The 12,153-nt window shown below is 74.1% G+C and carries 10 protein-coding genes and 1 riboswitch; of the genes, 1 reads left to right on the top strand and 9 read right to left on the bottom strand.

Annotated features, from left to right (window positions below; genetic code table 11):
• Position 1 precedes the first annotated feature (1 nt).
• The 6 genes from AC4BG9_RS04000 to ligA form a co-directional block, all read right to left on the bottom strand.
• Positions 2 to 673 carry a hypothetical protein gene (locus AC4BG9_RS04000; protein ID WP_490569784.1) on the bottom strand — a complete coding sequence of 224 codons (672 nt, stop codon included), beginning with the start codon at positions 671 to 673 and terminating at the stop codon, positions 2 to 4.
• Positions 670 to 1,827: a hypothetical protein gene (locus AC4BG9_RS03995; RefSeq protein WP_490569783.1), complete on the bottom strand. Its 1,158-nt coding sequence runs from the start codon at positions 1,825 to 1,827 to the stop codon at positions 670 to 672. The genes AC4BG9_RS04000 and AC4BG9_RS03995 overlap by 4 nt, the downstream gene beginning before the upstream one ends.
• Before the next feature lie 73 nt (positions 1,828 to 1,900).
• Positions 1,901 to 2,044: riboswitch (cobalamin riboswitch) on the bottom strand.
• 42 nt (positions 2,045 to 2,086) lie between these two features.
• On the bottom strand, positions 2,087 to 3,604 hold the full coding sequence (gene gatB / locus AC4BG9_RS03990; RefSeq protein WP_490569782.1) for an Asp-tRNA(Asn)/Glu-tRNA(Gln) amidotransferase subunit GatB: 1,518 nt from the start codon (positions 3,602 to 3,604) through the stop codon (positions 2,087 to 2,089).
• Positions 3,601 to 5,115 carry an Asp-tRNA(Asn)/Glu-tRNA(Gln) amidotransferase subunit GatA gene (gene gatA, locus AC4BG9_RS03985; protein ID WP_490570214.1) on the bottom strand — a complete coding sequence of 505 codons (1,515 nt, stop codon included), beginning with the start codon at positions 5,113 to 5,115 and terminating at the stop codon, positions 3,601 to 3,603. The genes gatB and gatA overlap by 4 nt, the downstream gene beginning before the upstream one ends.
• Positions 5,116 to 5,156: 41 nt before the next feature.
• Positions 5,157 to 5,456, bottom strand: coding sequence for an Asp-tRNA(Asn)/Glu-tRNA(Gln) amidotransferase subunit GatC (gene gatC, locus AC4BG9_RS03980; protein WP_490569781.1), 300 nt, complete (start codon positions 5,454 to 5,456; stop codon positions 5,157 to 5,159).
• Between the two features lie 28 nt (positions 5,457 to 5,484).
• On the bottom strand, positions 5,485 to 7,662 hold the full coding sequence (gene ligA / locus AC4BG9_RS03975; RefSeq protein WP_490569780.1) for an NAD-dependent DNA ligase LigA: 2,178 nt from the start codon (positions 7,660 to 7,662) through the stop codon (positions 5,485 to 5,487).
• 127 nt (positions 7,663 to 7,789) lie between these two features.
• Here ligA and AC4BG9_RS03970 point away from each other — a divergent pair, with 127 nt between their 5' ends.
• Entirely contained in the window at positions 7,790 to 8,770 is a 981-nt protein-coding gene (locus AC4BG9_RS03970) for a M57 family metalloprotease (RefSeq protein WP_490569779.1), read from the top strand.
• A gap of 33 nt (positions 8,771 to 8,803) precedes the next feature.
• Here the strand turns inward: AC4BG9_RS03970 and AC4BG9_RS03965 are convergent, their stop codons facing one another.
• From AC4BG9_RS03965 to AC4BG9_RS03955, 3 genes are read right to left on the bottom strand one after another with little or no spacing between them, the layout of a single operon-like run.
• On the bottom strand, positions 8,804 to 9,817 hold the full coding sequence (locus AC4BG9_RS03965; protein ID WP_490569778.1) for a uroporphyrinogen decarboxylase/cobalamine-independent methonine synthase family protein: 1,014 nt from the start codon (positions 9,815 to 9,817) through the stop codon (positions 8,804 to 8,806).
• Positions 9,814 to 10,911, bottom strand: a complete 1,098-nt coding sequence (gene mnmA, locus AC4BG9_RS03960) for a tRNA 2-thiouridine(34) synthase MnmA (protein ID WP_490569777.1) — start codon at positions 10,909 to 10,911, stop codon at positions 9,814 to 9,816. Before mnmA ends, AC4BG9_RS03965 begins: the two co-directional genes overlap by 4 nt.
• Positions 10,908 to 12,101, bottom strand: coding sequence for a cysteine desulfurase family protein (locus tag AC4BG9_RS03955; protein ID WP_490569776.1), 1,194 nt, complete (start codon positions 12,099 to 12,101; stop codon positions 10,908 to 10,910). The genes mnmA and AC4BG9_RS03955 overlap by 4 nt, the downstream gene beginning before the upstream one ends.
• Positions 12,102 to 12,153 lie beyond the last annotated feature (52 nt).

The raw sequence follows: 12,153 nt of genomic DNA, 5'->3' as shown, positions 1-12,153 counted from the left end.
CTCACCCGTTCCTGCGCCTCAGCGAGAGCAGCAGCCCCGCGCCGACCAGGACCGCCAGGAGACCGGCCGGCACCCAGAGCGGCAACGACTCGTCGGTGGCGGGCTCCGCGGGCAGCACGTCGCCACCGACCGAGGGCTCCGTCGCCTCCGGCGCGACCGCCGGTGGCCGGGCCTCCCCGTCGCCCTGGTGCCAGACCAGGGCGAGGTGACCGCCCGCCGGGGTGCGCAGGGTGCCCGCGCCACGGCTCGAGTAGACCCAGTCACCCCCCTGTCCGTCGGCCTGTCCGTCGGCCTGTCCGTCGGCCTGTCCGTCGGCCCACCACACGCTCCAGTAGGCGTCGGCCGGCGCCGCGTTGACACAGGGGTCGGACGCCGGGAGCCCGTCGACCCGGCAGATGAAGCCGGGATCCCGGGTGGCGTGGTCGAGGGTGAAGCCCGCGTCCTGGATGCTGGTGGCGGCCCGCTCGTCGGCGACTGCGCGGTCGCACCCGGTGCGGACACCGTCCCCGGCTTCGACCAGCGCGCCGAAGTCGACCACGACGGTCACGCCCTCGGGCGGACACGGAGCGGGCACCGCGACCGCCGGACCGGCGGCTGAGAGCCCCAGCCCCGCGCCCGCGAGCGCGACGCCGACGGCCGCCAGCGCGGCGGCCCCCAGGGACCGCACGCTCACCGGTCCTCCCCGTCACCCTCCGCCGCGGCCAGCACCGGAAGGGCCTGCACCCCGGCGATCACCCAGGGCGAGCGGTCGAGCGGGTCGTCGAGACCGTAGGTCCGGGCCTCGGCGAGGCTCGACTCGTCGAAGGCCACCGCGCCGGTCTCATCCGCCAGCTCCCCGTCGGCGTCGACCACCTGCAGCCCCCGCAGCCAGGCGGCCGCCCGCCGCGCAGCGTCGTCCTCGCCGAGCTCGGCCAGCGCCCACCCGGCCAGGCCCGAGGAGTTGGCGTTGACGCCGTTCTGCGGGTCGGCGAAGGAGCCGTCCTCACCCTGCTGCTCGAGCAGCCACGTCGTCGCCTGATCGAGCGCCTCCGTCACCGCGGGCTCGGGCTCCCCCTCCTCGGAGAGGGACGCCAGCTGGAGCACGACGAGGGCAGTGGTGTCCGGGGCCTGGTCGGGGGTCACCTGGTCACCCGCGCACGACTGGTCGCGGGCTCCGGGGTCGGAGAAGTCGAGGCGGAAGAAGCCCTGCTCGCACTGCTGCAGGAGCAGGAAGTCGGTGACCTCGTCGGCCTTCTCGCTGCCGATCCGGGTCAGGGCGGCCGCGGCGTAGGACTGGCCGATCGCGTTGGCGTAGTCACCGTACTCGGAGCGATCGCGGAGCCGGCCGGCGTTGACGCCCTTGGGGGTCACCGCGCCCTCGACCCGGGCCTGGAGGTCGACCCCGCCGAAGTCGGCCGGGTCGCGATCCTGGTCGACCGCGAGGAGCAGCGCCTTCGCGGAGGGGCCCGAGTAGAGCTCGCGGCCGGCGCCGACGTAGGTCTCCAGGGTCTCGGCGACCGCGTCCGTGGTCTCCGCGGCCTCCTCGTCGTGCAGCCCGGTGGCCGAGAGCCCGAGCACGAGATCGATGCTGGAGCCCACGTCCACCGACGTGGAGGTCTTGCCCTCCCACGAGGTGGTGTTCTCCAGCAGTCCGTCGGCGTTCCGCTTGGCCAGCAGCCAGGTGGCGGCCAGCTCGGCCGGCCGCGGGGCGTCGGAGACGCTGGCCTCGGCACCGGTGTCGGCGCGGCTGCCCTCCTCCTGCGCACAGGCGGTGGCGGCCGCACAGACCAGGGCGAGCGTGGCGCCGGCCGCGGAGAGACGGCGACGTCGGGGGTGGTGACGGAGCATGAGGGTGGTCCTTCCCGCTGCTGAGCGGGACGGTCCCCTGCGGGGATCGAACCGCTGCGTTCCTCGACAGCGAATGTTCGGACGCAGCACAGTGGGTGTTCCGGCTCGCACGGTCGGACCGTGCCTACGGTTGCGGGTCAGCGCCGGACTTGGACCGGCTTCCCCCAGCTGTGAGCGTGGGTGCGTCGCGACGGCCGCCGCGACGCACCCACTGTAGCCCGGCCTCCCGGTCCCCGCCGAAGGGGTCCGGGACAGCCGATCAGGCCAGCTTCTCCAGGATCAGCTCGCGCACCCGGCCGGCGTCGGCCTGCCCGCGCATCTCCTTCATCACCGCACCGATGAGCGCACCGGCGGCGGCCACCTTGCCGTCGCGGATCTTGTCGGCCACGTCCGGGTTGGCCGCGATGGCGTTGTCGACGGCGGTCGACAGGGCGCCCTCGTCGGAGACGATCGCGAGGCCGCGGGCCTCCACGATCTGCTCCGGCGTGCCCTCGCCGGCCAGCAGGCCGTCGAAGACCTGGCGCGCCAGCTTGTCGTTGAGCGTGCCGGCGTCCACGAGCGCCTGCACCGCCGCGACCTGCTGCGGGGTGACCCCCAGCGCGTCGATCTCGGTGCCGGTCTCGTTGGCCCGCCGGGCCATCTCACCGAGCCACCACTTGCGCGCCGCCTGCGGGGCGGTGCCGGCGGCGACGGTCTCCTCGATCAGCAGCAGCGCCCCGGCGCCGACGGTGTCGCGCATCTCCAGGTCGGAGAAGCCCCAGTCGGCCTGCAGCCGGGCCCGCTTCTGGGTCGGGTTCTCCGGGAGCGTGCCGCGGAGCTCCTCCACCCACTCCCGCGACGGGGCCACCGGCACCAGGTCGGGCTCGGGGAAGTAGCGGTAGTCCTCGGCGTCGGACTTCTCCCGGCCGCTGGTGGTGATGCCGGTGTCCTCGTGCCAGTGGCGCGTCTCCTGCAGGATCGAGGCCCCCGACTGCAGCACGGCGGCGTGCCGCCGCATCTCGTAGCGGACCGCACGCTCGACCGAGCGCAGCGAGTTCACGTTCTTGGTCTCGGTGCGGGTGCCGAGCACCCCGGAGCCCTTGGGAGCCAGCGAGAGGTTGACGTCGGCCCGGATCGAGCCCTGGTCCATCCGTGCGTCCGAGACGTCGAGGGCGACGATCAGCTCGCGCAGCTGGGCGACGTACGCCTTGGCGATCTCCGGAGCCCGCTCCCCCGCGCCCTGGATGGGCCGGGTGACGATCTCGATCAGCGGGATGCCCGCCCGGTTGTAGTCGACGAGCGAGTAGTCCGCGCCGTGGATCCGGCCGGTGGCACCACCGACGTGGAGGGTCTTGCCGGTGTCCTCCTCCATGTGGGCTCGCTCGATCTCGACCCGGAACGTCTCCGGCTCGCCGTCCGCACCCTCGACCTGGACGTCCATCCAGCCGTCGAAGGCGATCGGCTCGTCGTACTGCGAGGTCTGGAAGTTCTTCGGCATGTCCGGGTAGAAGTAGTTCTTCCGGGCGAAGCGGCACCACTCGGCGATCTCGCAGTTGAGCGCCAGCCCGATCCGGATCGCGCTCTCCACCGCCTTGCGGTTGACCACCGGCATAGCACCCGGCAGGCCCAGACAGGTCGGGCAGACCTGGGTGTTGGGCTCGGCACCGAACTCGGTGGGGCAGCCGCAGAACATCTTGGTCAGCGTGCTGAGCTCGACGTGGACCTCGAGGCCCAGCGCGGGGTCGTACTTCTCCAGCGTCTCCTCGAAGGAGAGCAGCTCGGCGGTCCTGGTGCTCACTGACGGGCTCCCTTCAGCTCGGGCGCGCGGTCGAGGACCGCACCACCCCACTTCTCCTGCAGCAGGGCCTCGACCGCGGCGCCGACCCGGTAGAGCCGGTCGTCGGCGAGGGCCGGTGCCAGCACCTGCAGTCCGACCGGGAGGCCGTCCTCGTCGGCCAGGCCGCACGGCACCGAGATGCCGGGCGTGCCGGCCAGGTTGGCCGGGATGGTGGCGAGGTCGTTGAGGTACATCGCGAGCGGGTCGTCGAGCTTCTCGCCGAGCTTGAACGCCGTGGTGGGCGCCGTCGGGCTGACCAGCACGTCGACCTTCTCGAACGCCGCCTCGAAGTCGCGGCTGATCAGGGTCCGCACCTTCTGTGCCTGGCCGTAGTAGGCGTCGTAGTAGCCGCTGGACAGCGCGTAGGTGCCCAGGATGATCCGGCGCTTGACCTCGTCGCCGAAGCCGGCGTCCCGGGTGGCCCGCATGACCTCCTCGGCACTGGGCGCCTCGACGCCCTCGGGCAGCACCCGCAGCCCGTAGCGCATCGCGTCGAACTTCGCGAGGTTGCTCGACGCCTCGGCAGGCAGGATCAGGTAGTAGGCGGCCAGCGCGTGCACGAAGTGCGGGCAGGAGACCTCCACCACCTCGGCGCCGGCCGCGACCATCGTCTCGACGGTCTCCTCGAAGCGCGCCATCACGCCGGGCTGCCAGCCCTCACCGCGCAGCTCGGTGATGACGCCGACCTTGAGCCCGGTCAGGTCCTTGCCGGCCCCGGCCCGGGCCGCCTCGACGAACGACGGCATCGACTCGGGGATCGAGGTGCTGTCGAGCGGGTCGTGGCCGGCGATCACCTCGTGCAGCAGCGCCGAGTCGAGCACCGTCCGGGTGACGGGGCCGACCTGGTCGAGCGAGTTGGCGAGTGCCACCAGGCCGTAGCGGGAGACCCCGCCGTAGGTCGGCTTGACGCCGACCGTCCCGGTGACCGCACCCGGCTGCCGGATGGAGCCGCCGGTGTCGGTGCCCAGCGCCAGCGGCGCCTCGAAGGCGGCCACCGCGGCGGCGGAGCCGCCACCGGAGCCGCCCGGGATCCGGTCGAGGTCCCACGGGTTGCGGGTGGGGCCGTAGGCGGAGTGCTCGGTGGAGGAGCCCATGGCGAACTCGTCCATGTTGGTCTTGCCGAGGATCGGCAGGCCGGCCTCGCGCAGCTTGCGCACCACGGTGGCGTCGTAGGGCGGCACCCAGCCCTCGAGGATCTTCGATCCGCAGGTGGTGGGCAGGCCGACGGTGGTCAGCACGTCCTTGACGGCGATCGGGACGCCGTCCAGGACGCCGCGCGGCTCCCCGGCCGCGCGACGCTCGTCGGAGGCGCGCGCCTGGGTCAGGGCGCCCTCCGCGTCGACGTGGAGGAACGCGTGCACGCCCTGCTTGTCGCTGCCGTCGGCGGGGCCGTCGACCTCGGCGATCCGGTCGAGGTGGGCCTGGGTCAGCTCGACGCTGGTCACCTCGCCGGCGGCCAGCGCGTCGGCCATCTCGGCCGCCGTGCGCCGGGTCCAGTCGATGCTCTCGGCGCTCACTGCTCGTCCCCCAGGATCCTCGGCACGGAGAAGCGCTGCTGCTCCGACTCCGGGGCTCCCGCGAGCGCCTGCTCGGCGGTGAGGCCGGGGACGACGACGTCCTCGCGGAAGACGTTGGTCAGCGGGAGCGCGTGCGAGGTCGGCGGCACATCGGCGTCGGCCACCTCGCTGATCGAGGCCACCGACTCCAAGATGACGCTCAGCTGGGGCGCCAGGTGGTCGAGCTCGGCGTCGGAGAGGTCGATCCGGGCCAGGTCGGCCAGGTGCGCGACCTCGTCGCGGGTGATTTCGGGCATCAGCATCCTTTGCCAGACGTGCGGGGGATCAGCCGCCCATCCTAGGCTCTCCCTCGTCTCCCTCCGTGGGGGGCGTGCTCGCGGTGGGCGTGGCCGGCGGCCCCTCGGCGAGCAGCCGGTCGAAGCCCGCCTCGTCGAGGATGGTGAGGCCGAGCTGCTCGGCCTTGTCGGCCTTGGAGCCGGCGTTCTCCCCGACCACCACGAAGTCGGTCTTCTTCGACACCGAGCCCGACGCCTTGCCGCCCCGGGCGATGATCGCCTCCTTGACCGAGTCGCGCGTCCAGCCCTCCAGCGAGCCGGTGACCACGACGGTGAGCCCCTCCAGGGTCCGCGGCACCGACTCGTCCCGCGCGTCCTCCATGGTGACGCCGGCCCGGGCCCAGGTGTCCACGATGGCGCGGTGCCACCCGGACTGCTCGCCGTCGAACCACTCGCGCACCGAGGCGGCGATGGTGGGGCCCACCCCCTCGGCGTCCGCGAGCTGCTGCTCGTCGGCCTCGCGGATCGCCTCCATCGACCCGAACCGGGTGGCCAGGGCACGGGCCGCCGTCGGGCCCACGTGGCGGATGGAGAGCGCCACCAGGACCCGCCACAGAGGCACCTGCTTGGCCTGGCCGAGGTTGTCGAGCAGCCGGCGGCCGTTGGCGCTGAGCACCCGCGGGCCGCTGCCCGCCTCGACCTCAGCCTTCTTGGCGGCCCGGGTGAAGAGCTCGGTGCGCAGCAGGCCCGACTCGTCGAGGTCGAAGACGTCGCCCTCGTTGGCGATCACCCCGGCGGCGAGCAGCGCGTCGGCCGCCTCGTAGCCGAGACCCTCGATGTCGAAGGCGCCGCGGCCGGCGACGTGGAAGACCCGCTCGCGCACCTGGGAGGGGCACGCCTCGTGGTTGGGGCAGCGCAGGTCCTTGTCGCCCTCCTTCTGCTGGGCGAGCTCGGTGCCGCAGGAGGGACAGTGGGTCGGCATCACCCACTCGGCCAGCCCTTCGGGCCGCAGCGGCAGCACCGGCCCGAGGATCTCCGGGATCACGTCGCCCGCCTTGCGCAGGATCACCGTGTCACCGGGGCGGACGTCCTTGCGGCGGACCTCGTGGGCGTTGTGCAGGGTCGCCCGCTCCACGGTGGAGCCGGCCACCCGGGTCGGCTCCATCACCCCGAAGGGCGTCACCCGCCCGGTGCGGCCGACGTTGACCTCGATCGCGAGGAGCCGGGCGTTGACCTCCTCCGGCGGGTACTTGAAGGCGATGGCCCAGCGCGGGGCCCGGCTGGTCGAGCCGAGGCGGCGCTGGAGGGCGACCGAGTCGACCTTGACCACCACCCCGTCGATCTCGTAGCCGACGATGGTGTGCCGCTCCTGGCCCACCTTCGTGACGTAGGCCTCGACGTCGCCCAGCGTGGGCACCACCCGCACCTGGTCGGAGGTGGGCAGGCCCCAGGCCCGCATCGCTGCGTAGGAGCCGGACTGGGTGGCCGGCTCGAAGCCCTGGCGCGCGCCCAGCCCGTGGCAGACCATGCCCAGGGCCCGGGTGGCGGTCACCCGCGGGTCCTTCTGGCGCAGCGACCCGGCGGCGGCGTTGCGCGGATTGGCGAAGGGGGGCTTCCCGGCGTCCGCCATCGCGGAGTTGAGCCGCTCGAACGTCTCGGTCGGCAGGAAGACCTCGCCCCGGACCTCCACCAGCTCGGGCACCGGGAACTCGTCGGTGCCGGTGAGCCGGTGCGGCACCGAGTCGATGGTGCGCACGTTCGGGGTCACGTCCTCGCCGGTGCGGCCGTCACCGCGGGTGAGCGCCCGCACCAGGCGGCCGCGCTCGTAGAGCAGGTTGATCGCCAGGCCGTCGACCTTGAGCTCGCAGAGCAGCTCGGCGTCGGTGATCCCGTCCCGGGCGAGCCGGGCGTACCACCCCTGGAGCTCCTCGAAGGAGAAGGCGTTGTCGAGCGACTCCATCGGCTGGAGGTGGTCGACCGGGGTGAACTCGGTGGAGACCGCGCCACCGACCTTCTGGGTCGGCGAGTCCGGCGTCCGGAGCTCGGGGTGCTCCTCCTCCAGCGCCTCCAGCTCGCGCAGCCGTCGGTCGAAGTCGGCGTCGTCGAGCGTCGGGGAGTCGAGCACGTAGTAGCGCCAGCGCGCGTCCTCGATCTGCTCCGAGAGCTCCTGGTGGCGTTCGCGCGCCTCGGGCGGTGCGGGAGTGACCTCGGGCGTGCTCATGGCCATATCTTGCCCTGCCCCACCGACAACCACCTGCCAGCACCCGGACGAGGGCAGACGGTGTCCGCTCGCGTCCCTACGCTGTCGCACCTGCGGGGCGCACGCGCTGCCTCGCCGCCGACAGGGGGTCCACATGTCCGCTCGCCACGCCGTCCCGAGGCTGCTGCGCAGGTCGCTGCTGCCCGTCCTCCTCGCCCTCGGGCTGCTGCTCGGGACCAGCGCGGGAGCGCTCGCCAGCCGCCCGTGGCCCGGTGGCCGGATCACCTACGTGGACAAGACCAAGGACCCCGAGGCGGTGCGCGCGGCGGTGCGGGCGTGGAACCGCAGCGGCGTCCGGGTCAGGTTCGTCAAGGTCAAGAAGGCCTCGAAGGCGTCCCTGGTCATCCGCAACTCCCGCAACGTCCCGTCGGGCTGCGGATCCGGCCTGGCGTCCATGGGCTTCGTCCCGCGTGGCAAGGCGTTCGTCAACATCCTGCACGGCACCGACGCCGACGGGCAGGGCTGCGCACAGCCCGGCCAGACCCTGGTGCTCGCGCACGAGCTCGGCCACGTCCTCGGCCTGCAGCACAACGACAGCCGGTGCTCGGTGATGAACAGCAGTCACGTCAACGGCGTCGCGCAGCGCGAGTGCCTGGGTGAGGACGTCGAGGAGGCCAGGCCCGGACGCTGGCGCTGCCGGGTGCTGGAGCGGGTCGACCTCACGCGTGCTGCCAAGCTCTACGGCGGCCGGCCCAAGGTGGCGGAGCAGGAGTGGTGCGACGCCATCGACCGGATCCCCGCGACCGGCCCGGTCAGCTGGACCCCGGGCCGCGCCGGCGCCGGCACGCTGACCGTGGTGCGGGGAACGGAGCCCGCGCTCCCCGGCTGGCTCGGGACCTGGGGGTACGGCGTCCCGGGCATGGAGGTCCACGCCACCCCCGGCACCTGCACGGCCGTCCCGGGGTCCGACGCGACCCGGCTCACCGTCGACCTGTGGGAGGTGCCGGTGGGGGCCGCCCAGGCGATCCCCGTCTACGGTCTCCAGCCGGGCCCGCACTGCCTCTCGGTGTGGCAGTTCGACCGGGGCAACAACTACGCGCTGACTCCCAGCACGGTGACGGTCCAGGTCGGCTGAGGCCCGGCCCGGCCCGGCCCGGATCGGGTCAGGTCAGGTCAGGGCGTGCGCGGTGGTCCGGGACAGGGTCAGGGCCCGGCGGGCCCAGTCCGGCGACGCGCCGGCCAGCCCGCAGCCGGGGCTGAGCAGCAACTGGTGCCCGACCTCCTCGGGGTCGAAGCCCAGCATGTCGAGCCAGCGCAGCACCCGCTCGGTGAGCCGGGCGTCGTCGGTCGGGTCGGTGGGGTCGAGGGTGGGCAGCACCCCGAGGACGACGCTCTCACCGCCCTCCAGGGCCTGGCCGAGCTCGTCGTGGTCCTCGGCACCGAGCTGAGCCAGGTCGACCGCGAGACCCCGCGCCCCGGCGCCGCGCAGCAGCCCCAGTGGCGTCCCGGCGGCACAGGCGTGCACCCAGGGCTCGGCCCCGGAGTCGGCGATCGCGGTGAGCACCCACTCGAGCGCGTCCGAGGCCTCGGGCGGATGGACGACGCGGTGCCGGCCGAAGCCGCTGGCGGTGGGCACCCGGCCGGCCAGCACCGCGGCGAGCGCCGGCTCGTCGACCTGGACGACGAGCCGCTCGGCCTCCGGCAGCCGGCGCCGCAGGTCGGCCACGTGCTCCCGGACCCCCTCGGCCAGTGCCTGGGCCAGGTCGCGCCTGGCCCCGTGGTCGGAGAGCACCTTGTCGCCGCGCGGCTTCTCCACGGTGGCGGCCAGCGTCCACGGGCCGGCCACCTGGGTCTTGACCGCGCCGGTCCAGCCCTGGGTCTGCTCCTCGACCTCGTCGAGGTCCTGGGCCAGCAGCGACCGGGCACGCCGGTGGTCGACGCCCGAGGCATCGGTCAGCCGCCAGCCGGCGGGCTGCAGGTCCGCCCCGAGGCCGGCGACGACCGCAAGGCCCCGGCCGGTGGTGGTGGCGCCGGGCCCTCGGCCGGGCAGCTCCGGCACGTGCGGCAGGCCGGCCGCCTCGCCGAGCTCGCCCCACACGACCCGCACCGCCTCGGCGTAGGCGTGCGCCGGCGTCTGCTCCCCCGGGCCGGGCATCGACCCGATCCCGGTCGCGCGCGTCACCCGGCCACCCGCTCGGTGGCGGTGATGGTGGCCGACCCCACGACCCGGGAGCCGTCGTAGATCACCGCGGCCTGGCCGGGGGCGATCCCCTCGGCCGGGTCCAGCAGCTCGATGCGCACGGTGTCGCCGTCGGCCTCCACGACCGCCCGGTGCTCCTGGCCGTGGGCGCGCAGCTGCACCGTGCCCTTGAGCCGGTCCGGCACGGTGCCGCACCAGCGGGGCCGGAAGGCCTCCAGCCGCCCCACCGCGAGCCGCTCGCGCGGGCCGACGGTGACGGTGCCGCTGACCGGCTCGATGTCGAGCACGAACCGGGGCTTCCCGTCGGGCGCGGGACGCCCCAGCCGCAGCCCCTTGCGCTGGCCGATGGTGAAGCCGTAGGTGCCCTCGTGGAGCCCGAGCACCTCGCCGGTCTGCTCGTCGCGGATCTCGCCGCCGTGGTTGGGGGCCCGGTCGCCGAGCTTCTCCCGCAGCCAGCCGGCGTTGTCCCCGTCGGCGACGAAGCAGATGTCGTGGCTGTCCGGCTTCTGGGCGACCAGCAGCCCACGCCGGGCGGCCTCGGCCCGCACCTCGGGCTTGGTGGAGTCGCCCAGCGGGAACATCGCGTGCCGCAGCTGTTCCTGGGTGAGGACCCCCAGCACGTAGGACTGGTCCTTGGCGTGGTCCACGGCCCGGTGCATCTCGACCAGCCCGTCGGCCCCGGTGCGCAGCTGCGCGTAGTGACCGGTGGCCACCGCGTCGAAGCCCAGGGCCAGCGCTCGGTCGAGCACGGCGGCGAACTTGATCTTCTCGTTGCAGCGCAGGCACGGGTTGGGGGTGCGGCCCGCGGCGTACTCGGCCATGAAGTCCTCCACGACGTCGTCGTGGAAGCGGTCCGAGAGGTCCCAGACGTAGTACGGGATGCCGATCACGTCCGCGGCCCGCCGGGCGTCGTTGCTGTCCTCGATGGTGCAGCAGCCCCGGGCCCCGGTGCGGTAGGAGGCGGGGTTGCGGGAGAGCGCGAGGTGCACCCCCGTCACGTCGTGGCCGGCCTCGACCGCCCGGGCTGCGGCCACGGCGGAGTCCACCCCGCCGGACATCGCGGCGAGCACCTTCACCTGGTCCCCCCGTGGGCGGCCCGGGCCCGCTCGACCGCGGGGCCGATCGCGGCCACCAGGGCGTCGACGTCGGACGGCGTGCTGGTGCGGCCCAGCGTGAAGCGCAGGGAGTGACGCGCCTGGGCGGGGTCGCACCCCATGGCGAGCAGCACGTGGGAGGGCTGCGGGACCCCCGCGGAGCACGCCGACCCGGTGGAGCACTCGATGCCCTGGGCGTCGAGCAGCATCAGCAGCGAGTCGCCCTCGCAGCCGGGGAACCCGAGGTGGGCGTTGCCCGGCAGCCGCGCCTGCGGGTCGCCGTGGAGGTGCGCGTCGGGCACCACCTCGATCACCCGGCGCACCAGGTCGTCGCGGAGTGCGGTGACCCGGGCGGCGTGCTCGGCCTGGGCCTTGACGGCCAGCTCGACGGCGGCCGCGAGGCCGGCTATGCCGGGCGGGTCGAGGGTGCCGCTGCGGATGTCGCGCTCCTGGCCGCCCCCGTGGAGCAGCGGCGTCACCTCGACCTCACGGCGTACGACCAGGGCGCCGACCCCGTAGGGCCCGCCCAGCTTGTGGCCGGTGAAGGTCAGGGCGTCGACGCCGCTCGCGGCGAAGTCGACGGGGACCGCCCCCACGGCCTGGACGGCGTCGGTGTGCACCGGGATGCCGTGCTCCCCGGCGATGCGCACCACCTCCTCGATCGGCTGGAGGGTGCCCACCTCGTTGTTGGCCCACATCACCGAGGCCAAGGCGACCGAGCCGGGATCGCGCTCCACGCTGGCCCGGAACGCCTCCACGTCGAGGCGACCGACCGCGTCCACCGGCACCAGCTCGACCTCCGCGGCGCCGGTCGAGGCCAACCAGTGCAGCGGGTCGAGGACGGCGTGGTGCTCCACCGCGGTGGCCAGCACCCGGGTGCGGCGCGGGTCCGCGGCGCGGCGCGACCAGAGGATCCCCTTGAGGGCCAGGTTGTCGGACTCGGTGCCGCCGGAGGTGAAGACCACCTCGCCGGGCCGGCAGCCGAGCGCCTGGGCGATCGTCTCCCGGCTCTCCTCCACCACCCGACGGGCCCGACGGCCGGCGGCGTGCAGCGAGCTGGCGTTGCCCACGGTCGTCTGGTGCCGCGCCACCGCCGCGAGCGCCTCGGGGAGCATGGGCGTGGTGGCGGCGTGGTCGAGGTAGACCGACGGGTTCGACGCAACGGTGTTCATGTCACCGCTCAGCCTACGGCGCCCCGGGTCAGGTGGACCCCGGCGGTGCTCG

This window comes from Nocardioides sp. Z40_12 (genome assembly GCF_058215795.1).
Note: the sequence above shows the minus strand (reverse complement) of the source record. Positions and strands in the feature narration are given on the sequence as shown.

What these genes read in the sequence shown, in the direction of transcription:
- gatA (WP_490570214.1), bottom strand. Translation starts at nt 5,115, where the DNA reads ATGGCCGACGCGCTGGCCGCCGGCGAGGTGACCAGCGTCGAGCTGACC.
- AC4BG9_RS03970 (WP_490569779.1), top strand. Translation starts at nt 7,790, where the DNA reads ATGTCCGCTCGCCACGCCGTCCCGAGGCTGCTGCGCAGGTCGCTGCTG.
- ligA (WP_490569780.1), bottom strand. Translation starts at nt 7,662, where the DNA reads ATGGCCATGAGCACGCCCGAGGTCACTCCCGCACCGCCCGAGGCGCGC.
- gatC (WP_490569781.1), bottom strand. Translation starts at nt 5,456, where the DNA reads ATGCCCGAAATCACCCGCGACGAGGTCGCGCACCTGGCCGACCTGGCC.
- AC4BG9_RS03955 (WP_490569776.1), bottom strand. Translation starts at nt 12,101, where the DNA reads ATGAACACCGTTGCGTCGAACCCGTCGGTCTACCTCGACCACGCCGCC.
- AC4BG9_RS03995 (WP_490569783.1), bottom strand. Translation starts at nt 1,827, where the DNA reads ATGCTCCGTCACCACCCCCGACGTCGCCGTCTCTCCGCGGCCGGCGCC.